Origin of the sequence: Nocardia sp. NBC_00403, assembly GCF_036046055.1 — a bacterium.
Classification (GTDB): Bacteria; Actinomycetota; Actinomycetes; order Mycobacteriales; family Mycobacteriaceae; genus Nocardia.
Genome location: NZ_CP107939.1, coordinates 587,828 through 610,024, shown reverse-complemented (window position 1 = coordinate 610,024; position 22,197 = coordinate 587,828). Strand labels below are relative to the sequence as shown.

At 67.2% G+C, this 22,197-nt stretch carries 19 protein-coding genes and 1 pseudogene; 7 read left to right on the top strand and 13 right to left on the bottom strand.

Annotation, left to right across the window (positions count from 1 at the left end):
* On the bottom strand, nt 1-1,065 hold the full coding sequence (locus OHQ90_RS02660) for a fused (3R)-hydroxyacyl-ACP dehydratase subunits HadA/HadB (RefSeq protein WP_328406977.1): 1,065 nt from the start codon (nt 1,063-1,065) through the stop codon (nt 1-3).
* Nucleotides 1,066-1,143: 78 nt separating this feature from the next.
* Nucleotides 1,144-3,444, bottom strand: coding sequence for an Rv0361 family membrane protein (locus OHQ90_RS02655; protein ID WP_328406976.1), 2,301 nt, complete (start codon nt 3,442-3,444; stop codon nt 1,144-1,146).
* A 140-nt stretch (nt 3,445-3,584) separates the two neighbouring features.
* On the opposite strand from OHQ90_RS02655, the gene OHQ90_RS02650 reads away from it, so the two are divergent.
* Nucleotides 3,585-4,034, top strand: a complete 450-nt coding sequence (locus OHQ90_RS02650) for a DUF3151 domain-containing protein (protein ID WP_328406975.1) — start codon at nt 3,585-3,587, stop codon at nt 4,032-4,034.
* 43 nt (nt 4,035-4,077) lie between these two features.
* Nucleotides 4,078-5,190, top strand: a complete 1,113-nt coding sequence (locus OHQ90_RS02645; RefSeq protein ID WP_328406973.1) for an FUSC family protein — start codon at nt 4,078-4,080, stop codon at nt 5,188-5,190.
* 313 nt (nt 5,191-5,503) lie between these two features.
* Here OHQ90_RS02645 and OHQ90_RS02640 read toward each other — a convergent pair whose 3' ends face one another.
* Nucleotides 5,504-6,292 carry a site-2 protease family protein gene (locus tag OHQ90_RS02640; RefSeq protein WP_328406972.1) on the bottom strand — a complete coding sequence of 263 codons (789 nt, stop codon included), beginning with the start codon at nt 6,290-6,292 and terminating at the stop codon, nt 5,504-5,506.
* Entirely contained in the window at nt 6,289-6,948 is a 660-nt protein-coding gene (locus OHQ90_RS02635) for a hypothetical protein (RefSeq protein ID WP_328406970.1), read from the bottom strand. Before OHQ90_RS02635 ends, OHQ90_RS02640 begins: the two co-directional genes overlap by 4 nt.
* Before the next feature lie 287 nt (nt 6,949-7,235).
* Between OHQ90_RS02635 and OHQ90_RS02630 the strand changes: the two genes are divergently transcribed.
* Together OHQ90_RS02630 and OHQ90_RS02625 are read left to right on the top strand one after the other, a co-directional pair.
* The gene (locus OHQ90_RS02630) at nt 7,236-8,525 is read left to right on the top strand and encodes an adenylosuccinate synthase (protein WP_328406969.1); all 1,290 of its coding nucleotides are present in this window, start codon (nt 7,236-7,238) and stop codon (nt 8,523-8,525) included.
* A 147-nt stretch (nt 8,526-8,672) separates the two neighbouring features.
* Nucleotides 8,673-11,276, top strand: a complete 2,604-nt coding sequence (locus tag OHQ90_RS02625) for a LuxR C-terminal-related transcriptional regulator (RefSeq protein WP_328406968.1) — start codon at nt 8,673-8,675, stop codon at nt 11,274-11,276.
* A gap of 232 nt (nt 11,277-11,508) precedes the next feature.
* Here the strand turns inward: OHQ90_RS02625 and OHQ90_RS02620 are convergent, their stop codons facing one another.
* Entirely contained in the window at nt 11,509-11,943 is a 435-nt protein-coding gene (locus tag OHQ90_RS02620; RefSeq protein ID WP_328406967.1) for a MarR family winged helix-turn-helix transcriptional regulator, read from the bottom strand.
* 82 nt (nt 11,944-12,025) lie between these two features.
* Between OHQ90_RS02620 and OHQ90_RS02615 the strand changes: the two genes are divergently transcribed.
* Entirely contained in the window at nt 12,026-13,183 is a 1,158-nt protein-coding gene (locus tag OHQ90_RS02615) for an MFS transporter (RefSeq protein ID WP_328406966.1), read from the top strand.
* 47 nt (nt 13,184-13,230) lie between these two features.
* Here OHQ90_RS02615 and OHQ90_RS02610 read toward each other — a convergent pair whose 3' ends face one another.
* From OHQ90_RS02610 to OHQ90_RS02600, 3 genes are all read right to left on the bottom strand, one after another.
* Nucleotides 13,231-14,064: an alpha/beta fold hydrolase gene (locus OHQ90_RS02610; protein ID WP_328406965.1), complete on the bottom strand. Its 834-nt coding sequence runs from the start codon at nt 14,062-14,064 to the stop codon at nt 13,231-13,233.
* A gap of 78 nt (nt 14,065-14,142) precedes the next feature.
* A complete protein-coding gene (locus OHQ90_RS02605) occupies nt 14,143-14,715 on the bottom strand; it encodes a methylated-DNA--[protein]-cysteine S-methyltransferase (RefSeq protein WP_328406964.1) in 573 nt (190 codons plus the stop codon).
* Nucleotides 14,712-15,062, bottom strand: coding sequence for a hypothetical protein (locus OHQ90_RS02600; RefSeq protein WP_328406963.1), 351 nt, complete (start codon nt 15,060-15,062; stop codon nt 14,712-14,714). Before OHQ90_RS02600 ends, OHQ90_RS02605 begins: the two co-directional genes overlap by 4 nt.
* A gap of 62 nt (nt 15,063-15,124) precedes the next feature.
* On the opposite strand from OHQ90_RS02600, the gene yczR reads away from it, so the two are divergent.
* The gene (gene yczR / locus OHQ90_RS02595) at nt 15,125-16,630 is read left to right on the top strand and encodes a MocR-like transcription factor YczR (protein ID WP_328406962.1); all 1,506 of its coding nucleotides are present in this window, start codon (nt 15,125-15,127) and stop codon (nt 16,628-16,630) included.
* Between the two features lie 160 nt (nt 16,631-16,790).
* On the opposite strand, the gene OHQ90_RS02590 is transcribed toward yczR, so the two are convergent.
* The 5 genes and pseudogenes from OHQ90_RS02590 to OHQ90_RS02575 all read right to left on the bottom strand — a co-directional run bounded on the left by OHQ90_RS02590 (nt 16,791) and on the right by OHQ90_RS02575 (nt 21,161).
* Nucleotides 16,791-17,975 (bottom strand): NAD(P)/FAD-dependent oxidoreductase, encoded by a 1,185-nt coding sequence (locus OHQ90_RS02590; RefSeq protein WP_328406961.1) that lies wholly within the window; start codon nt 17,973-17,975, stop codon nt 16,791-16,793.
* Between the two features lie 80 nt (nt 17,976-18,055).
* Nucleotides 18,056-19,000, bottom strand: coding sequence for an RNA polymerase sigma-70 factor (locus OHQ90_RS02585; protein WP_328406960.1), 945 nt, complete (start codon nt 18,998-19,000; stop codon nt 18,056-18,058).
* A pseudogene (locus OHQ90_RS39310) lies at nt 18,981-19,292 on the bottom strand (DUF4158 domain-containing protein); the annotation flags it as partial. The pseudogene OHQ90_RS39310 and the gene OHQ90_RS02585, both read right to left, overlap by 20 nt.
* 286 nt (nt 19,293-19,578) lie before the next feature.
* Nucleotides 19,579-20,226: a DUF3558 family protein gene (locus OHQ90_RS02580; protein WP_328406959.1), complete on the bottom strand. Its 648-nt coding sequence runs from the start codon at nt 20,224-20,226 to the stop codon at nt 19,579-19,581.
* Between the two features lie 350 nt (nt 20,227-20,576).
* Nucleotides 20,577-21,161 carry a TetR/AcrR family transcriptional regulator gene (locus OHQ90_RS02575; protein ID WP_328406958.1) on the bottom strand — a complete coding sequence of 195 codons (585 nt, stop codon included), beginning with the start codon at nt 21,159-21,161 and terminating at the stop codon, nt 20,577-20,579.
* A 132-nt stretch (nt 21,162-21,293) separates the two neighbouring features.
* On the opposite strand from OHQ90_RS02575, the gene OHQ90_RS02570 reads away from it, so the two are divergent.
* Nucleotides 21,294-22,112 carry an SDR family NAD(P)-dependent oxidoreductase gene (locus OHQ90_RS02570; protein WP_328406957.1) on the top strand — a complete coding sequence of 273 codons (819 nt, stop codon included), beginning with the start codon at nt 21,294-21,296 and terminating at the stop codon, nt 22,110-22,112.
* Nucleotides 22,113-22,197 lie beyond the last annotated feature (85 nt).

Sequence of the window (22,197 nt, the reverse complement as noted above, 5' to 3'; positions counted from 1 at the left end):
TCAGGCGAATCGGATCTCGGCAATGGCGCGCCCGAAGAGCTTGCGCCCCTCCGAAGTGCCCGCCATCACGACCGTCGCGGTCCGCCGCGCCGGATTCAAGGACTTGATCTTGCCGGTGAATTCGATCGTGCTCGGCGCATCGCTCGTCACCGGAACGAACCCGGAGAACCGCACGCTGAACTTCTCGATCGCGGTCGGATCACCGACCCACGAGGTCAGGTAGCCGGAGGCAAGACCCATGGTGAGCATCCCGTGCGCCACCACAGTGGGCAGCCCGGCCAGCGTTGCGGCCTGCTCGCTGAAGTGGATCGGGTTGGGATCACCCGAGACGCCCGCATAGTTGGCCAGGTCGCCACGAGTCACCTCGGCGCTACCGGCCGGGAGCTGATCGCCGACCGACAGCTGGTCGAAGTCGGGCAGGCTGAGCACGAGCGCGCTCGGCGACGAGAGGCGGGCAGGCTCGTCGTCGTCGTCGGTGTCGAGGGAGATGAGTGAGCTCTTGGCCGCCGCGGGGGTGGTCAGCGGGACGGCGTGCATCACGATGCTCTCCACCGTCTCGGCGATATTCGCGTCGACCTCGACGCCGCGGCGCGCGACGATCGTGGTCGATCCGGTCTGCACGACCGCGCCGTGCTGGTCGGTCAGCGCGAAGCCGACCAGGATGAAATCGTTGTCACCGAACTGCCGGATCGATTCGATCACGATCTCGGTGGTGAGCCGGTCGCCCGCGAGGATCGGCCGCACGATCTCGAAGACCTGGTCGGTCTGCAGGATCTGGGAGAGGTCGTACTCGGTGAGTACCGAATCGAGCAGCGCCCTTGTCGCGGTGATGCCGATGACCGAGGAAAAGGTCGGCGGCGCGATGATGCCGTCATAGCCCAGCTTGCGCGCATCGGGCTCCCGCAGGTGCGCGCCGTGCTGGGCCTGGACGGCGCGCGCGAACTCGCGGACCTTCTCTCGGCCTACTACGTAATGGTCGCGGCTGCGGAATCGTCGTCCAGCCTGCGTCGGTGTCTGCGCCACAACATCCGATTCCGGGTGTGCGATTGTCTGTTCCGTGCCCATGATCCGGGCCATGCTACTTGTCAACCGGTCCCTTGACCAGGTCAATGTGACGTCCGGCACCGCCTTGGCTCGGCCCTGCTATGGCGTCGCGGTCGGTGGATCGCAGACCTTCCAGCCATCGTCGGTGCGTTCCAGATCGAAGGTCCGCGCCGACCGCTTGGCGCGATCCGCCTCGGTATAGACGGTGGCCTGCGCGATCGCGGTGTTGTCGGTGATCCGGATCGCGTCGACGCTGTCCACCACCGGAATGTTCTTGCGCTCCACCGACAATTGGTGCACACCCTCGAATTGATCGGTCGGGATGTTCTTGTAGAAATCGTGCAGCGGACCGCATGTGGTGTCCTGCAGCGTTGTCAGGTCGCCGGTCTTCAAGGCCTGGGTGTAATCAGAGATGGCGCTACGGACCTTGGCCTCTGGAGTGTTGTTGCGGGAATTGCTGATGAGCACCACCGCCAACGTGATGAGCGCCACAACGACGAGCGCCGCCGCGGCAAGCATCGAGGTGGGCCAACGCTTCGAGCGTCCGGCCGGCGCTACTGGCTCGGCGGCAGCCGGGGCCGGCTGCGGCTGAGCGGGTGGCGTGATGCGCTGCGGCGAGGCGATCTGGCGCGGTTGCGGCGGGCGCGGGGCCGCGGGCGGGCCGGACAGCGACTGCCCCGGGCGGGTCACCTGCATATCCGCCGGTGACGGCGCCGAGTTGACCTGTCGAGGGGTGGCGATCGGACGCGGTGGCGACGGTTGGGTCTGCTCGGTCGGCGGCGTGCCGGGTGCGTTCTGCGGTGGTGCCGAAGAACCTTGCGCTGCAGGTTGTTTCGGGCCGGACGCGGGCCGAGGCGTGCTCGGCGGCCGGGTGATCGGGGCCGGACGACCGGATGGCGACGTGACGCGGTCGGTGCCGGGTTTCCTACCGGCTCCTGGAGTCTGCATCCGCTGGGTCGCGTCGCTGTCGGCGCGCTTCTGGATCGGTATCGCCGTGGTCTTGGCATCGTCGGCCGGGTTGGGGACGACCCGCATCGCGACGGTCTGCGCGTCGGCGCCGGCGATATTCGGCTCGTCGGGACCGGCGTCCTGTGGTTTGTCGGTCGCCGATTTGTCGGCTGCCGGGGTTGCCGTCGGCAAGGAGACGGTCTTGGCATCGGCGGCCGCGATATCCGCGGGTGCGTCGGAGGACGCGTCGCCGTCAGCGGGCTTGTTCGCGGGGGTCGCCCTGCGCATCACAACGGTCGCCGCGCTGGAATCGGCCAGTTCCGCCGCAGCGGCCGCGCGTTGTGCCTCATCGGTTGTCGCGGCATCGGGCCCTGATCGACTCGCCGAGGTGTCACGCTTGATCACCGCGGTTTCCGCATCGGGGCCGGCGGCGGCGTCGGCCGACGTCCGGCTCGCCGAGCTGTTGCCTCGGATAACGGTGGTTCGGTCGTCAGCTCCGCCGCCGGCACTGCCACCGCCGGCGACCTCGGAGGTGGACTTCGCGGCGCCTGCTGTGACGGGGCCGTCGGCTTCGGCGGACTCTGCGGTGTTCGTGCCTGCGGTAGACACGGATTGGATCGGACGGCCGGGAACCGTCTCCGCGTCGGGTGCGCCCGACGCCGCTGTGCCCGACGCTGCACCGGAAGACGCAGTGCTGGAAGCGGGTTCGCTCGCGGCTTTGCCGGAAGTGGACTCGTCTGCGGTCTTCCCCGACGCGGATTCGCCCGCCGCCTGGCCCGACGCGGATTCGCCCGACTTGATCGGTGTCGTCTCCGGCTCGGATTTCGGGTTCGCGTCCGCAGACTTGCTGGAAGCAGACGGGATGGGTGTGGTTTCCGGAGTTGGGTCGGCAGGCTTGCCGGGCCCGCCCGGCGTCGGAGCGCCAGGTCGGTCGGACGTTGCAGCGGCCGGTGCGGGGTTTGGTGTGGCCGCTTTCGCAGCGGACGGCACGGACGGTGTCTCAACAGTTGGTGCGGATTGTGTTCCGGCGGACGGCACAGATGGTGTCGCGGTGGTTGGTGCGGATTGTGTTCCGGCGGACGGCACGGACGGTGTCGCGGGGGTTGCTGCGGCCGGTGTCCCGACGGGCGGCGCAGACGTTGCCGCGGCGGCCGATGTCGTGGCGGCGTCGGCGTCCTGCACGCCATCGGATCCTTCGGACGTGCCGGACTTGCCCGACGTACCGGAGGTATCCGTTCGAGCCGAGGTTCCCGACTGCTTCTCGGCAGCCTTGGTGGACAGGGGCTTGGTCGGTGCGGCGGTTGTGCCGCTCTGCGCGGTATCCGAGGCGGATGTCCGTTCCGCGGGCGCGTCCGGGCGCGCGGCGTCCGCGGCCTGGTCGGCGGCACCGGCGCTACCTTGCGCCGGGTTCTTCTTGTCGTTCGGGTCGGACAACTGATACCCCTCGCTCACGCGGAACTGTTGAACTCGACGGTCAGCCTAATGGGCGCACCCGGAGGTAGTCCGTCTTTACTGGTCCGTCGCGGCGTCTGCCCGTCGCTGGTGATTCCCCCGTCGCCGCACTTCGCCCCACCGGGTGCACAATGATCCACATGACCTCGTTCGGTGACCTGCTCGGACCGCAACCGGTACTCCTGCCCGAAAACTCCGAAGCGGAGGAGGCCTTGCTCGACAAGGTCGACCCCGTACAGGTCGCGGCCGCCCATCCCGCGGCCTCGATCGCGTGGGCCCACCTCGCGGAGGCCGCGCTGGCCCGGGGTGGCAGCGACGACGCCGCGGCGGTGGTCAATCACGACATCGTCGCCGCGTACGCCTTCGCCCGCACCGGCTACCACCGCGGCCTCGACCTGTTGCGCCGCAACGGGTGGAAGGGTTTCGGGCCGGTGCCGTGGAGCCACGAACCCAACCAGGGCTTCCTGCGGTGCGTCGGCGCGCTGGCCAAGGCGGCGCGTGCGATCGGCGAGACCGAGGAATACGCTCGCTGCCTGGATCTGCTGGAGGACTGTGACCCGCGTGCCGCGTCCGAGCTCGGCCTGGACTGAGTCGTAGTTGTTCGACCTGAACTCCCGCGTGGACGTTGCGCGGATGAGCAGTATGGACCGGCTGCACAGCTCCTGGCGGCGGCTGCGACTGTCCGCGCTGCCGATCGTCCAGTGTGCTGTCGGCGCCGCGCTTGCCTGGTTTATCGCGCACAACGTCATCGGCCATAAAATTCCGTTCTTCGCACCGACCGCGGCCGTGGTGTCGATCGGCATCTCCTTCGGCGCCCGGCTGCGCCGGTCGGTGGAGCTGGTGGTCGGCGTCGCGGTCGGCATCGGCATCGGCGATCTGTTCATCACCCGCGCGGGCACCGGGGTCTGGCAGATCGCTCTGGTGGTGGCCGTCGCGATGGCGGCGACGGTGTTCCTCGACGGTGGCTCGATCATCTCCATGCAGGCCGCCAGCTCCGCTGTGCTGGTCGCGACGTTGTTGCCGCCTTCGGCGGGCGGTGGTTTCTCGCGCATGATCGACGCGTTGGTCGGCGGGCTGGTGGGCGTGGTCGTCGTCGCGTCGATTCCTTTGCATCCGGTGCGCAGGGCCCGCGAGCAGGCCGCGGAAGTTCTTGCGGTGATGGGCAAATCGCTCACCGAATGCGCGGACGGTCTGCTCGAGCAAGACCCGGACAAGATCCGCGCGGTACTGGACTCGGCCCGCGCGACGCAGCCGCAGATCGATGGTTTGCGCTCAACCCTGGAGGGCGGCAGGGAGATCAGCAGGATCTCGCCGCTGTACTGGAATTCGCGCACGCGCCTGGAACGCATCCGGGCCACCGCCGACCCGCTGGACAACGCGATCCGCAACACCAGGGTGCTGCTGCGCCGTTCGCTCACGCTGGTGCAGGACGACGAAATCCTCGACCCGCGGCTGATCGACCTGGTCGAGCGACTCGCGCAGGCCGTCGATGTGGTGCGTCGGATGATGCTCGCCGACCCGGGCGATCAGCCCGACCAGGCCGAGGCGGCGCGGGTGCTGCGCTCGGTCGCCAAGAGTGCGCGGCCGGAACTCGTCGCGGGTGCTGGGCTTTCGGCACACGTGGTGTTCGCGCAGGTGCGTTCGATGGTGGTCGACCTCATGCAGGTGTGCGGCATGCAGCGTATTTCCGCCATGGCACTGTTGCCGCCGACGGTGCCGCACCCCCACGTGCCGCCGGCGGAATGACCGGACTACTCAGCGGATTTCGGACATTCGATCGATCTGCGAGCGTGCCGCACCATCCGCCTGGTGTCCGAATGCTGATCTTGGAGTAGTCCGCTACTCGCGTTCGGCGCGCACTGCCGGTCATAGCGTGTAGTGGTAACCGCAGTACGAGGGGTGTTGCGGTGCACCACTTCGCACGACTGTGCACGCTCAACAGGCCATTCGGTGTGGTGGCCGGGCGCGCCGCGGTCGGCGGAGATCGGTCGCCCGGTCCTGGCATTCGGACCGGGCGATCTGCGCGGTCGATCGCGGGGCGCATGCTCGGCCCCGAGCGTCAGGTCCAGAAGCGAGTCAGGAAACTGCCGAAACGCGACCAGTCGGATGGGACGCCGGACAATTCGTACAAGGCATAGACCGAGTCGAAGAACACCCTGTTGATTTCAGGCGTGAAAAGCAGCGCGAACAGGATCAGCATGCCGAACGGCTTGAACTGGTCGAGCGAACGCCGGGTCTGATAGCTCAGCGACGGCTCGAGAATCCCGTAGCCGTCGGTTCCCGGGATCGGCAGGATGTTCAAAAGCGCTGCGGTGACTTGCAGGAACGCCAGGAAGCTGAGCCCGTACCAGAACGCGGGATGGGACTGCGCGCTGCCGAGCAGGCGCACGATCACCAGCAGCACGACCGCGCAGAACGCGTTCGTCGCAGGCCCTGCGCCGCTGATGAGTCGCTGGGTGCGCGGGCTGAAGTCGGCTGCTCGCACGTAGACCGCGCCACCGGGCAGGCCGATGCCGCCGAGTGCGATGAACACCATCGGCAGCACGATCGACAGCAGCGGGTGGCTGTATTTGAGTGGATTCAGCGTGAGGTAGCCGCGCAGCTCGACCTCGTTGTCGCCCGCCCGCCATGCCGTGAAGGCGTGTGCGAACTCGTGCAGGCAGACGGTGATGATCCAGCCGAACAGCACCAACACGAACACGCCGAACTTCGCCCGCGTCGAATCGAGTTCGGCGCCCCAGGCCAAGACGCCGCCTGCCACGGTGATCGCGACGACGAGCAGGAAGATAGGGCTCGGCCGGACTGCGCCGAGACCGGAGCGCCGACCCTTGGGGAACGAACGGTTCATCGGACCAATAGCCAGGGTTCGTGATGTCGATAGAACGTCGAGCGCGGTACGACGCGGTCGTTGGCGATGCCGTCACGGGTCACCACCGCACCGGGGGTGCCGAGCTGGGCGGCACGGCCCGTCACCCAGCGGCGCTTGCGTATGCCCCTGCGGACGGCAGCGCGAACGCCGGGCATCTCCAGCATCGGCGAAATGTGCATGGCCTTCACTGCGCCGGAGAACAGTAAGGTGTCGTCCACGTAGGCCTCGCCCTCCAGCTTGTCGCCGCCGGGGCCGGTGATCGTCGCGCGACCGACCAGCACGGTGCCGGTGTCGTCGCGGATCAGCGGCGTTTCCTTCGCTCTGCCCTTCAGTGCCTGCTTGGCCGCCGCATTGCCGGTGCCGGTCTGGTAGGCGCGGGAGCCGTAGGTCTTGTCGACCGGCACGTAACCGATCTCCACGTGCAACCGTTCGGTCCGCATCAAGTGGGTCAGTACTGCGGCGAGTGCGGCATCGGCGCCGAGCACGATCAGCCGGGGCAGGCTGTCGGCGGCGAGCACGGGCAGCAGCTCATCGATGTGGCCGGTATCCGGAATGGCAGAGGTCTGGGAGTTCGGTAACGACGCGAGAGCGATGGGTACCGGTGCGCCGTCGCAACGGAGAACGTGGGTACTCAAACTGCGGTACACCCTCCTGGTCCGGCCGACGACCGTCGGTTTCCGCGAACCCCCTGCTTTTGGTCCGCTTCGGGTGTCACCCTAGCCGCGTACGGCTTTGGAGACACGGTCGCCAAGCCTACGGGCTGAACCGGTTCGCCGCCGCCGTCGGTGCTTCGGCTAGACTGTGCTTCCGGCCACCGCCTCAATACGGCAGGTAGCTGCAACACTGGGCTTTTCCCGCCCCGCCGACTCCGTCGGCTGCCATCCCCCGGGGTGTTGCGCGTCGAACCGTAGGAGACGAGACAATGCCGGCAATCGTCCTGATCGGCGCCCAATGGGGCGACGAAGGTAAGGGCAAAGCGACCGATCTGCTCGGTGGCAGGTTGCAATGGGTCGTCCGGTACCAGGGCGGCAATAACGCCGGCCATACCGTGGTGTTGCCCAACGGCGATAAGTTCGCGCTGCACCTGATTCCCTCCGGCATCCTCACCCCCGGCGTGACCAATGTCATCGGCAACGGCGTCGTCGTCGATCCCGGCGTGCTGCTCGCGGAGCTGGCCGGACTGGAGGAGCGCGGCGTCGACACCTCGGGTCTGCTGCTCTCGGCCGACGCGCACCTGATCATGCCGTACCACGTGGCCATCGATAAGGTCACCGAGCGCTTCCTCGGCAACAAGAAGATCGGCACCACCGGTCGCGGCATCGGCCCGTGCTATCAGGACAAGGTTGCGAGGGTCGGCGTCCGGGTCGCCGACGTACTCGACGAGAAGATCCTCACCCAGAAGGTCGAAGCGGCCCTGGAGTTCAAGAACCAGGTTCTGGTGAAGATCTACAACCGTCGCGCGCTCGATCCGCAGCAGGTTGTCGACGAGGTGCTGGAGCAGGCGGAGAGTTTCTCCCACCGCATCGCCGACACCCGACTGCAGCTGAATCTAGCCCTGGAACGGGGTGAGACCGTGCTGCTCGAGGGTTCGCAAGGCACCTTGCTCGATGTCGACCACGGCACTTACCCGTACGTGACCTCGTCCAACCCGACCTCGGGCGGCGCTGCCGTCGGCGCGGGCGTCGGGCCCAACAAGATCAACACGGTGCTCGGCATCCTCAAGTGCTACACCACCCGCGTCGGCTCGGGCCCGTTCCCGACCGAGCTGTTCGACAACTACGGTGAGTTCCTGGCCAAGCAGGGCGGCGAGGTCGGCGTGACCACCGGCCGGGCCCGCCGTTGCGGCTGGTTCGATGCGGTCATCGCCCGCTACGCGACCCGGGTCAACGGCGTTACCGACTTCTTCCTCACCAAGCTCGATGTGCTCTCCAGCCTGGAGACCGTGCCGATCTGCGTCGCCTATGAGATCGACGGCGAGCGGGTCGAGCAGATGCCGACCACGCAGACCGAATTCCATCACGCCAAGCCGATTTACGAAGAAATGCCCGGCTGGTGGGAAGATATTTCGCAGGCCAAGACGTTCGAGGAGCTGCCCGCCAACGCGCAGGCATACGTGCTGCGGTTGGAGGAACTCTCCGGTGCACGTATTTCGTGCATCGGTGTCGGCCCGGGTCGTGATCAGACCATTGTCCGCCACGACGTGTTGGCCTGAGCGGCTGGCCGGTCTGTAATCGGTTCGGCGCGGTGTGGGCTGACTTTGTCCGCCCGCGCCGACTAGGGACAGAAACCGTCTGAATTGCTGTGGCAGTTCATCGTTCGTTGGCTTCGATCATGATCGGTGAAGAACTACAGTTAGGGCATGGCTCGGAATTGGCCGATGATCGAGCGCGAGACCGAGTTCGAGGCGATTCGCGCAGCGCTCAGTGGTACCGACTATGTCGGCACGGTGCTCACCGGCGACGCCGGGGTGGGCAAGACGACGCTGGCGAGACAGGCGACGGCCGCCATCGGGGGCAATATTCGATGGGTGGCGGGCACCGAATCGGCGCGGAGCATCCCGCTGGGCGTCTTCGCGCACATGGTCGGGGTCTATACAGCCCGTGATCCGGTGACGTTCATGTCCGCGGCGCGGGAAGCGCTGCTCGCGGACGGGCACACGATCATCGGCGTCGACGACGCACACCTGCTCGACCAACTGTCGGCCACGCTGCTGCTGCAGCTTGCCATCGATAAGGCCGCTTATATCGTGGCGACGGTCCGCAGCGGGGTGCCGGTTCCCGACGCGGTCACCTCGCTGTGGAAAGACGGCCATCTGCTGCGCATCGACCTGAGCCCGTTCACCCAGCGCCAGAGCGTCGACCTGGTCGAGTCCATGCTCGGTGGGCAGTTGGAGGGCTTCACCGCCAACCTCATGTGGGAGTCCTCCGGCGGAAATGCCCTGTTTCTCAGGCATTTGGTGGAGGGCGCGATCGAGGCGGGCACGCTGCGTCAGGTCAACGGCGTGTGGCAGCTGCGCGGCCGGGCCGCGGTCACCTCGGAATTGGCCGCGCTGCTGGAGGATCGGGTCGAGCAACTGCCGGAGCCGGTGCTGCGGGTGCTCGAGTTGCTCACCTTCTGTGAGCCGATCGACCTCGACGTGCTTGCCGAGCTGGCCGGTGAGGAAGCCGTCGAGGCTGCCGAAAACCGTGGTGTGATCAGGGTTGTCGCGAACTCGCACCAACTGATCGTGCGCTACAACCACCCGCTGTTCGGTGAGGTGATCCGGCGCAGGCTCGGCATCGCCTCGGCCCGCAGGCTGCGTGGACGGCTGTACTCCTCGCTCAAGGAGCGGCGCATCAATTCCGCCGCCGACCGCATCCGGCTGGCCGAATTGGCCTTGGACAGCGATAAATCCGCCGATCTCGAGCTGTTCGAGGCGGCGGCGGCGGATGCGATCGGGCTGGCGAACCTGCCGCTCGGTGAGCGTTTCGCCAGGGCGGCGGTGGAACGCCAGGGCGGTGTCGAGGCGGCGGATCTGCTCGCGCGGGCGCTGCTCTGGCAGGGTCACCGCATCGAGGCCGAACGTACCCTCGCCACGTTCGATCCCGATCAGCTGAACGAAGTGCAGCTGGCGCGTTGGGGCAGCACTCGGGTCTCGAATCTGCTGTGGGCCGTTGGTGATGCCGATCGCGCCGACGAGGTGCTCGCGTCGATCCGGGCCAGGGCGAAGCATCCGAAAATCGTGGCTACGCTCACCGGACTCGCCTCGGCGTGCGCGGTCAATGAGAACCGGCTCGACGATGCGTTCACCGATGCCGAATCCGTGATGTCGGCCGCAGGATCGCCGCCGTGGGCGGTGTGGTGGGCGTCGTTCGGCGGTGGACTTGCCCTGGCACTGATGGGCAAAGGTGAGGCCGCCCGGCAGTACGCGACACGCGGGCACCAGGTGGAATCCCACATCGATGGGCTCAACCGGTTCATTTCGACACACGCCGAGGTGCTCGCGCTGACCTTGACCGGCGACCTGGAAGCCGCGCGGCGTTGCGCCGCGGCATATTTCGGCTATTCCGCGCCGGGCCAGTATCTGGCGTGGGGCATGTCGAAGATTCTGCAGGGCACCGTCGACGTGGCCAAAGGTCAATTCCTCGACGGCATCGAGCATCTCGAACAAGCGGTGGCCGCCCTCTCGATGGAGGGCGCGGCGGCCTGGATGATCCCCGCGAGAATCCGCTTGGCGGAGGCATATTCGGCGCTCGGTCGCACCGCCGAGGCGGCCGAGACCATTGCCGAGGTCACCGCGCGCGGTGGCAGACACAGCGCGGTGTACGACCCGCAGCTGGAGATCGCCAAGGCCTGCATGGCCGCCGCCGAAGGCACTGTCACCCCGGCCATCCGATCGGCGATGGGCGCGGCCGACGCCGCCGCCCGGTCGCATCAGCACGCCATCGAGGCGATGGCGCTGCACGTGGCCGCCCGGTTCGGCGATCATTCGGTCGCGGGCAGACTCGCCGATCTGGCAGCCAAAATCGACGGCAGGCTGGTGCAGGCACAGGCCAAGCACGCGGTCGCGCTCGCCGCCCACGACGGGCCGGGGCTCGATGCGGCGTCGGCCGAATTCGAGCAGATCGGCGCGCTGCTCTCGGCCGCGGACGCTGCCGCCCAAGCCGCTTCCGCGCACGAACGTGGCGGCGATCGCCGCCGTCTGCTGGAGTCCGCCGCGGCGGCAAACCGACTGTCCGCCGCCTGCGGTGGGGCGAGCACCCCGGCGCTGCGTCAGGCTGCCCAGCCGCTGCCACTCACCTCTCGGGAACGCGAAATCGCGAATCTCGTTGCGGCGGGCCTGTCCAACCGGCAAATCGCCGACCGCCTCACCGTCTCGGTGCGCACCGTCGAAGGCCATCTCTATCGCGCCTGCATCAAAATGGACGTCACCGACCGGGAGTCGCTGGGCGCGCTGATGCGAGGCGACTCGGGCTCCGGCTGACGCGGCATACGCCACCGGCCGGCGATGGTCGCTTTCGCGGAACGGAGTAGGCGGTGACTTCATCAGCGTCGAGCCGGTTTCGTCCGGTCTGACGACATCCGGGCTACGGCTATGGTGCGTGCGCACGTGCAGAGGCCGCACTGCCTGACCCGAATCCTGGTCGGCGCCATCCTCGGTGGCACTGCGGGCGCCGGTTTCGGCGCGACCATCCACCCTCGCAATCACGCTGCTGCTATTGCGGCGCGACCAGCCGTTGTAGTAGATCGCGCAGGGTTTCCTGTTCGAGTGTCGTCAGCGGCGACAGCGGTGAGTCGGTGTGCAGGCCGACCAGTACCTCGGCGCGGCGGTCGTGACCGGTCTCGGTGAGCACAATCTGTTTCGCCCTGCGGTCGGTCGGGTGCGGGTGCCGTTCGATCAGGCCCTGCTGTTCGAGTCGATCGAGGACGAATGTCGCGTTGGACGGTTCGCAGAAGATGCGGGCCGCGAGTTCTCGTGCGGTGATCGGTTCGGAGAGCTCACGCAGCATGACGACCTGAGTCGGCGTCAGGCCGAGCTCGTCGGCGACGCGACGCGCGTTGGTGTCGAGCTGGTGCGCGAACTGGTGCACCAGCCTGCACATATCCCGGTCGATCTTGCTGTCCGCGGACGTGTCCGGCCGTCTTGCCATGGCTCGAGTCTAGCGCTGATGATTCGAACTGTGATAGTTCTAATTCAAATCATTACAGTTAGAACTATCTTGGAGGACGTGGATGCCACTTTCGCTGCTTTCGCTCATGCTCGTCGTCTTCAGTCTCACCACAGGCGAATTCGTGATCGCGGGCATTCTCCCGGACGTCGCCGCCGATCTGTCGGTGTCCGTATCCGCGGCCGGTCTGCTGGTCACCGCCTATGCCGTCGGCATGATCGTCGGCGGGCCGGTCATCACCATCGCGACCGCGCGGCTGGCTCGTAAACCGCTGATCATCGGTCTCGTCGCGGTGGCAGTACTGGCGAATCTCGGGTCGGCGGTCGCTCCGAACTACGCGGTGCTGCTGATCACGCGAGGCGCCGCGGGACTCGTCGTGGCCACATTTTTCGCCGTCGCGATCGCGACCGCCGTGTCGACCGCACCGCCGGATCGACAGTCCGCCGCGGTGGCGAAAGTGGCACTCGGCATGAATCTGGGCATTATTCTCGGCACCCCGATCGGCACACTCATCGGCCAAAGCTTCGGCTGGCGAGCAACATTCGCGACGGTGGGGGTCTTCGCGGCCGGCGCACTGCTGATGGTGCTGCGGTTCGTTCCGGTGCTGCCGGTGCACGCGACCGGGCCGGTGCTGCCGGAACTGCGGGTCTTCGCCAACCGTGATGTCCAGATGGCGATCGCGCTGACGGCCGTCGGCAATGTCGGGCTGGTCATGGTCTTCAGCTACATCGCGCCTTTGCTCACCGACGTCGCCGGATTCGCCGACGGCGCGGTGCCCATCCTGCTGCTGGTGTACGGCGTCGGCGCGGTCATCGGGAACTTTCTCGGTGGCTGGTTGGCGGACAAATCCCTGCTGCCCTCGGTGGCCGGGTTGCTCGGCTGCCTTGCCGCCGCGCTGACGGTGATGTGGGCGGTCGGCACGGATGCGACGTCGGTGGCCGCATCGACCTTCGTGATCGGCGTGTTCGGATTCGCGATCATTCCCGGGATGCAGACTCGAGTGATGGCAACCGCCAGTGCCGCACCGACATTGGCCATTGCGGTGAACGCCTCCGGATTTCAGCTGGCCGCCGCGTTCGCGGGGTGGCTCGGCGGGCAGGTCGGCGACAGTGCCTTGGGCCTGCGGTCGATCTATCTCGTCGGCGCGCTGCTGACCTTCGCGGGGTTGGTGATCGCGGTGTACATGGTGCACCGCGATCGCCGACCGGTGCCGGCCGTCTGATCGCAACAGGCCTGCGGCGGTTGGATCGCCGCCGCAGGCCGCGGCGATCAAGCGTCGGATCCGGCCCGGGTGAGGAATTCGGCGGCGGCGGGGGCCAGGATCTCGATGGACGGGTTATGGCTGAGTTTCGCGAGCTCCGTGTGCTCGGCATCGGGCAGCACGGCGGCAATGGCCTTGGCGCCCTTGCGGAGCAGCGGGATGCTCTTGGTACCGGAGATCACCTGCGTCGGCACGGTGACATGTGACCAGTCTTCGGTGCGCAGGGCCTCGCCGCGCATGAACGGTTCCACCACCGCCCAGTCGTGCGCAATCGAGTACGCGGTGGCGAGCAGGCCCTTCCAGTACGGGGTGAATCGCATGACCGCCACCATGGCGCGCGGCATACCCATGGCCTTGTTCATATAGAACCGCACAGTCTCCGCGCGGCGATCCGCGGCAATCAGCGCATGCAGTTCGGTGGTCAAATCCGCGGGCGGTACGTGGTTTTCACGATCGATGACGAACGGTGGCTCGAACGCGACGATGCGCGAGATGCCAGGCACCCGGCCGGATTCCGCGGCTCGCAGCGCGAGCATGGCACCCGATGACCAGCCGAACAGGGCGGCCGACCCGCCGACCGCCTCGATCAGCGCGGCAATATCGTCGATTTCGTTATCGACGTTGTACTCGCCCGGCGTATCGGTGCTGTCGCCACGGCCTCGGCGGTCGTAGTTGACGACCGTCAAGCCGTACTGCTTGGCGAGGGTCTCGGAAATCTCGACCATCTTGGGGAACTTGCGGAAGCTGAATGCGCCCCCGATCAGAATCACTGTTCCGGCGTCGCCTCCGACGTGCCGGTCGAATGCGATGACGGTGCCGTCGGCCGAGGTGACAGTCTCCATGGTCGTTCTTCTCCTGATAGCGCGTGCGTTGCTTCAAGAGATAAGACGGCGCGGGCCGGACGAACTAATCGGTGGGATTCAAAACAGTGTCGGCTCGCCGAAGCCGGGGGTGCGTTCGATCTCCAGGAGATGCTGTTTGGTGGTGATGCCGCCCGGGGCCGAGAAACCGGTCAGGGCGTTGTCGGCGGCCAGTACCCGGTGGCACGGGATAATGAGGGGAATCGGGTTGCGGCCCAACGCTTGTCCGACGGCCTGGGCCGCGCCGGGAGCATTGATGCGGTCGGCGACCTGCCCGTAGGTGAGCGTGTGGCCCGGGTCGATGGCTCGGGTCACCTCGTACACGGCGCGGTGGAAGCTGGGAATCGTGCTGGTGTCCAAGGGAATCCAGCGCAGGTCGTCGAGGCTGCCGTCGAGGTGGGCGCGGATGCCTGCGATCGCTTCGGCGATCGGACCGGTCGGCGTCTGCTCGGGAATTTCGGTGCTGTCGGCACTGCCGCTGCGGCGGCGGGTGATCCGTGCCCGGGTGGCCGCGGGGCTGGACTCGGGCAGCTGGAAGCGCATGACGGCGCCCTCGTTCCAGGCGATCGCGCAGATCCCGATCGCGGTGTCGAAGAGCGCCGCCCCGGTGGACGCGCGAGCGGATTCACTCATACCGCCAGTGTGCCTCCCGCAGCCGACAGATTTTTGCGGACAAGTCCAGTTTTGCACAACTGGACTGGTTTGCGTGTGGCGATCGGTACGGATTCCGCGCGCTGCGCGGCGACGGCCGGTCGCGCCGCGCTCCCCAGGTCGGGATCCGGCATGTCGCTGCGTCCGTAGATCGCGGCGAGATCCGAGTATCGGCGCTGGTCTTCGTAGTGCAACGGAGACCGGTCGGTCAGTGGGCCCGGTGCGCGGAACCGGTCGATCCGGAAGATCTCCTCCGACCGCTTCGGCGCGTAGTGGTAGATGAGGTAAGTGCAGAATCCGAGGACGAGCACCGTCACGATTGCGGTCATAACGGACAGCTTGCGCCGACTGGCCTTGCCAAGAAATATCCACTTGGTTGATACTGGACTTTATGTCGACAAGAGTGATCGGTGCCGCCAGCTTGGCTCGGGACCTGGGGCAGTGGCGCAGTGCGGACGAGGGCGGGGAATCCGGTGAGTCCCGCAGGTCCGCGCGCCCGGCCTACCTGGCCCTTGCCGAGGGCATCCGGCTGCTCATCCACGACGGCAGGGCCCCACTCGGCGTCGCCCTGCCCAGCGAACGCGACCTCGCCGCCACCATCGGCGTCAGCCGCACGACCATCACCTCCACCTACGCGTTGCTGCGCGAGCACGGTTACCTGATCAGTCGGCAGGGCTCCCGCAGCACCGTGGCCCTGCCGCCCGCCATCCAGCATGACGGCGCCAAGCCTGCGCGCAGCATTCTCGCGCTGATGGCACAGCCGGAATTGCCGACCATCGACATGACCTACGCCGCCATGGCCGCGCCGCTGGAAATGCAGGACGCGTATTCGACAGCGCTGCAGGGCCTTCCGCCCTACCTCATGACCCACGGCATGGACCCGGTCGGCGTGCTCGCGCTGCGCGAGGCGGTGGCACGTCGCTACACCGAGCGTGGCCTGCCCACCGGAGCAGACCAGATCCTGATCACCCTCGGCGCCCAGCACGGCTTGCGGCTGCTGCTCAATGTGCTCACCGCTCCGGCGGCGCGGGTGTTGATCGACCACCCCACCTATCCGAACGCCATCGAGGCGATCCGCGATGTCGGCGCCCGCCCGGTGCCGGTGCCGCTGCGTCCCGAGACCCCGGGTTCGGGCTGGGATCTCGATGGAATCCGCAGTGCCGCACGGCAAACCGCGGCAACGCTGGCCTACCTGGTGCCCGACTTCAACAACCCGACCGGCCTGCTGCTGGGCGCCGAGGGCCGCGCGGAACTGGCTGCCATCGCCCGCGACACCCGCATGACCGTGGTGATCGACGAGTCCATGATGGACCTGCACCTGACCGATGCCACCCCGCCGCCGCCCGTCGCCGCCTTCGCCAAGGGCACCGAGATCGTCACCATCGGCTCGGCCTCGAAATCCTTCTGGGGCGGCCTGCGCGTCGGCTGGATCCGCACCAACCAGGCGCTCATCACCAAGCTGCTCGGCATCCGCTCCACCGTCGACCTCGGCACCCCCGTGATGGACCAGCTGGCCACCACCTATCTGCTGGAGCATGCCGATGCCATCCTCGACCGCCGCCGTGGTCAACTGCTCTCGCAGCGTGCCGCTCTGCTGACGGCGGTCACCGAAGAACTACCCGATTGGCGCGTCACCACCGGTGCCGGTGGCATGTCCGTCTGGGCTCAACTTCCGGCCCCGGTCTCCACAGCCCTCGCGGCCACCGCCCCCAACCATGGCGTATTGCTCGCGGCCGGACCGAGATTCGGAGTACAGGGCGCTTTCGAACGTTTCCTGCGCCTGCCGTTCACCCATCCGGAACCCGAACTCCGACTCGCGGTCAAGTCGATTGCCGCCGCTTATCAAGCGCTGACCCCGCGCGCGGCCGACCCGCTCCAGCCGCTGACCTGCTACTGAGACCTGTTAGGCTCGAAGGGTTTCGGGATGCACGGCCAGGCGCTGGGCGCGTACCAGGTGCACACATGCGCGGCGATCACCGGCACCCGATCGGCCGGGATCCGCCCGGCGCGGGCCGTGTCGGGTCGTCGTCCGACAGGGCCCACGCGGTGGTGCGGCGTCACGCGGTGACGGCGAGCGCCTCCGCGGCCACGATGAGGTGGCGGCGGCGGGCCGGGAGCATATTCGTCGGGTGGGTGATGCTCCATACTGCGGACTTGCAGACGAACTCCTTGATGCGGGCGGCTGTCTTGCCGGTGATAGCGGAGGGCTTGGGTTGGTCGTCGGGGGTGACGAATTGGATGATGGCGTCGCGGCGGCCGAGGCTGATGCACTGGACGGCATAGCCGATGGTCTTCTGGGGGACCTTGCGGCCGGTCAGGCGGGCGGCGATGGCGTCGGCGGCATGGTGGGCCATGGGGACGCCCGACGCGCAGGACATGCGGAGCGGTTTGTTGCCCGCGCCCTGTGCCAGTGCGGCGTCGCCGACGGCGTACACGTCGGGATGCGAGACCGAGCGCATGGTGGCGTCGACGACGATACGGCCCGTCTCATCTACCTCGAGGCTGGTGGCCGCGGCGATGGGGTGGACCGCGAAACCGGCCGTCCACACCGTCGCCTGGGCAGGGATCACGCTGCCGTCGCCGGTGACCGCACCCTCGGCTCGGACGCGCGTGATGTCAGCGTGCTCGTGCACAGCGATGTCGAGGCAGTTGAAGGTACTGCGCAGGTGCTGCTGGGCCTTTGTGCTGAGCCAGTCACCGAAACCGTTGCGGGCCGCGATCGATACGCGCAAATCGGGGCGGGACTCGGCGATCTCGGTGGCCACTTCGATGCCGGTGAGGCCCCCTCCGACAACCAACACGGTGCCGCTCGCGCCGAGGTCTTGCAGCCGTTCATGCAGCCGCAGCGCGGACGGCTTGCCCGCGATGGCGCACGCATGCTCGGAGACGCCGGGGACGCCATTGTCGGCCGAGGTGCTGCCGAGGGCGTAAACGAGTGTGTCGTAAGCGATCTCGTCGACGCCCCGGTCGTCGATGAGCGCGACTGTCTTGCGGTCGGCGTCGACGGCGGTGACCCGCGCGATTCGCACCCGCACTCCGGTACCCGCGTAGACGTCGATCAGCCTGCGGCGCTCCAGTTTCTGCCCGGCCGCGAGCTGGTGCGAGCGGACCCGCTCCACGAAATCGGGATCAGCGTTGACGACAACGATCTCGGTGTCGTCGGGGTGCAGTCGCCGAGCCAGGCGTCCAGCGGCATTGGCTCCGGCGTACCCGGCTCCGAGAACGACAATGCGGTGCTTCATGGCTTGCTCCTATCGGGTTGGACTCACCTCCTGAACCGGACAGCCCCGCAAACCCTGACAGCTATGGACTGTGAGGTGAATCACCACCCCACGGTGAAGGGTCGCCGAGGTCCGGCGGCCCTCCACTGGCGAGTGATGTGTTCCAGCTTGTCGGGGTTGAGCTGGATGTGGACGGCCGCGACGCCCTCGGCGGTCGTGTCGAGGCCGAAGACGCCGTACACCCGCCCGTCGACCTCGACCAGTGCGGCCGGAGCGCCATTGACCTCGACGACATAGAGCGACGGCACGCCGCCGACCAGATCGCGCTTGACCTTGGTGCCACGGAACACCTCGCGCAGGTAGCGCGCGATGCCGAGTGCGCCGAGGACGGGAGTCTTGCGGGCGGGCACCTTGCCGCCGCCGTCGGCGATGCTGACCGCATCGTCGGTGAGCAACCGGATCAGTGGCTCGGTATCGCCGCTGAGGGCCGCGGCGAGAAATTCCTCGACGATCCGGCGCGCGGCTTCCGCATCGACCGCGGTCCGGGAGCGCTCGGTGCTGACATGCTGTCTGGCCCGCCGGTAGATCTGCTGGCAATTGACCTCGGTGAGGTCGAGGATCTCCGCGACCTCGCGATGCGAGTAACCGAACGCCTCACGCAGCACGTACACCACCCGTTCATTGGGCGTGAGCCGCTCCATGACCGCGAGCATCGCCATGGAGACCGACTCGCGCTGCTCGACGGTGTCGGCCGGACCGAGCATCCGGTCACCGGCCAGTACCGGCTCCGGAAGCCATTGCCCCACATAGGTTTCCCGTCGCGCCCGCGCCGAGGTGAGCTGATTGAGGCAGATATTGGTCAGCACCTTCGTCAGCCACGCCTCGGGCGTCTCGATGTGCTCCCGGTCCACGGCATGCCACCGCAGGAACGCATCCTGCACCGCGTCCTCGGCATCGCTCGCCGACCCCAGCAACCGGTAGGCTATCGCCTCCAAACGGCCCCGGTAACTCTCGAACAGATCGGCCTCGCGTGTACTGAGCGACATCTGCCCATCGTCGTCCACCTGCACGGGCCGCGTCCACCTTCAGCTGCTCGGCCGGCCGCGCTATCACCACCGGCGGCGCAGTCACGACCCTGTCCGGCACGAATCCCAGCTACGGCAAGGTGCACAAAGCCACCGCCGAACCCAACCGGTCCGCCGGACCCCGCACCCGTCCTGGATCAACAACCGCCAGATCCGCCGGAGCCAGGGTGAAAACCGGATCAGCTCGTCGCGGCTGATCTCCGGGGCCCCGCAGACGCTCCAACTCCGCGTCCGCGAACACCCGCGTCGCCACGAACTTCACCCTCCAGCACACCGACCAACATCATCGGCGGCCAACCCGAGCGCCAACCAGCCCTACCCGCACCCTGAACGTGAAAACTTCCCTCTAACAGGCTCTTCGCAACCCATAGTCATCGCGAAACAGTCATGTAAAACTTTGTGTCACAGTGAATTCGGGCATTTCTGGGGAACCTGTCACCACCTGTGCCATCTCATGAGACTGGTGTCACCGTCCGAGGTCAGCTGACGGTCTTTGTCGCGCACCGTATTCCAGCTACCGTCGTTGCCCTCCGAGGCGCTCAGGGGAGATACCCGACCAGCGCGCCGCTGATACGACGCGCCCCGACACATGGTTCTTCGGGCGCATCGGGCTGTAGATTCCGCGTGACGAATGCGACGAGGCCGCCCGGCACCGTAATGCTGATGTAGCAGCCGATTTTATTCGTGTCCTGGGCGGCACGATATTGGTGGGCCGCTCGGTCGCCGACCGACAGTGCATTGAAATCCACATAGCGGCCGCTCTGCATCAAGTCCTGGACCGTATTCCGGGTCGACACGATCGTCATTTCGGACTTGCCCATGAGGGACTGCCAACGGCAGCTCTTATCGCCTGAGCTGTCGGATCCGGTGAGCGCCACCTTGCTGTCGACGCGCAATCCCTGCTTGGTGATATCGGCGTCGGATATCCCACAGGGGTCCCAGAGCGCGGCGGGCGCCACTGTCGCGGACTGCTGGGCGGGCGCTGGTGCGTCCGTTGTGTTCGCACCTCCGGTGTTCGAGTCCTCGCCCCCCGCGGATGTGGTCGCACCCCCAGCGGATGTGGTCGCGGCCGCAGCGGTTGTCGTCGCCGCCTGCGAGTTGCTCGGGGTCGGCTGGCTGGTGCTGGAACTGCCGTCGCATCCCGCGAGTAGCACTGCAGCGCCGACGGCCACCACCATGGCACCCATCGACTTCCCTCTATCGGATTCGCGAAACCCCTTCGTCACCAAGTATTTTCGGGGAGCGACACACCTTCCCTATTGCCCGACTCTACGGTTGGCATCGACGGCTCAGCAAACTTCTGGATGCCCGCGATAGTGGGGAGGCTCAGCCGGAGGATGTGCCGCGAGGTCGGGAACCCGATCCCAGCCTGCGCGCCGGACCCGAGGCGAACCCCGGTCCGGATCGGCGGCGTTGCGGATTCGCCGCCGCTCCTCGCGCGCGGCCACATCGCTGGTATCGGCCATCACCCAACCGATCAGCCGGGACCCGATCCTCACACCAGTGTCCAACTAGCCGGATGCCGTGCGTCGGTCGATTACCGCCCGCGTCCGACGCCGCCGAGGAGGGTGTCGATGACGCGGCTCGCGAGCGCGTCCGGGTCTGTCGTCGTGTCCAATTCGGTTGCGCCGTGCACGGTTTCGGTGATCAGTGCCAGATAGACGCGGCGCACCCAGGTGAGGTCGGCGTCGGGTGCGATAACGCCTTCGGTTTGCGCCCGGGCAAACGCCGCATCGCATTTCGCGAAGACGTTTGCCTGGATCCGGGCGACTTCGGGGTCGCTCACATCGATGCGATCGAGGGCGTATGCGGCTCCGTATTTGATCTGGATGACATTGGCCGTCGCTTGATGTAGCGCGACGAGCGGCGGGGCGGTTTGTGGACGGGCCGCATCGACCGCCGCGTCCATTCGCCGCCACGCGGTGATCGCCATGGTGCGCACCAGATCCTCGCGGTTGGCGAAGCGGCGGTGCACGGTGGTCCGCGCGACGCCCGCGACTTCCGCGATCTGTTCCAGCGTCGCGTTCGGGTTGTCGCTCAGTACCCGCTCGGCCGCGTCGAGGATGGCGCGCACGGTGCGTTCGGCGTCGGCGCGTAGCGGGCGTGCGGATGTGGACGGCATGGGCTCCTCTTAACTGCTATCTGCTGGAAATAGTACATGTGGTATTCAGTTCCAGAATTAGATGCGACATCGATGTTGCATATTTTGGAAATACAGCTACTGTTGTGTTGCATCCGATCGAAGGAGTTAGACATGACCCGCTCTGGAAAAACCGCCCTCGTCACCGGCGCCTCCTCCGGCATCGGCGCCGAGTTCGCCGCCGCCCTCGCTGCCCGCGGCCACGACCTCGTCCTGGTCGCCCGCTCACTGGACCGCCTGGAATCCCTTGCCGCCCAACTGCGCGACCGCCACAGCGTCCGAGTCGAGGTCATCGGCCAGGACCTCGCCGAGCCCGACGCCGCCGCTCGCATCACGAACGAGCTTGCCGCCCGGCGGGTTTCGATCGACACCCTCGTCAACAACGCGGGCTTCGGCAGCGCGGGCCGTTTCGAGGAACTCGCCGCCGATCGCGAACACGACCAGCTGATGGTCAACGTCGTAGCGCTGGCCGGCCTCACCCGCCGTCTGCTGCCCGGCATGCTCGAACGCGGTAGCGGCGAAATCGTCAACGTCGCCTCGACCGCCGCCTTCCAACCCGCGCCCTACTTCGCCACCTACGCCTCGGGCAAGGCCTTCGTTCTCAACTTCAGCCTGTCGCTGTGGAGCGAATACCGCGACCGCGGCATCAAGGTCCTCGCTGTCTGCCCCGGCCCGACGGAGACCGAGTTCTTCGACGTGGTGGGCACCCGAAAAGCCGCCATCGGTGCACCGTTCGGCAGCGCTGAGGGGGTGGTGGGTTCCGCCTTGCGCGCGCTAGAGCGCAACAAGGGCTACGTCGTCCCCGGTGCCGGGAACTTCGCCGCAGCCCACCTGATGCCCCGCCGCCCACGCACTTTCGTGGCGCGAATCGCAAAACTGGTCACCCGCGGAGTGGCCGATGCCGCCAGCCCGGCCGGCGCCGCGGCTGCATAGGGCCCGAAGCATTCCCGCCCCGAACCGCGTCCGGCCCCAGAGTGCAAGGGCGCTCGCGAGGGGGAGGTTTCGCCCGTGGTTGCCG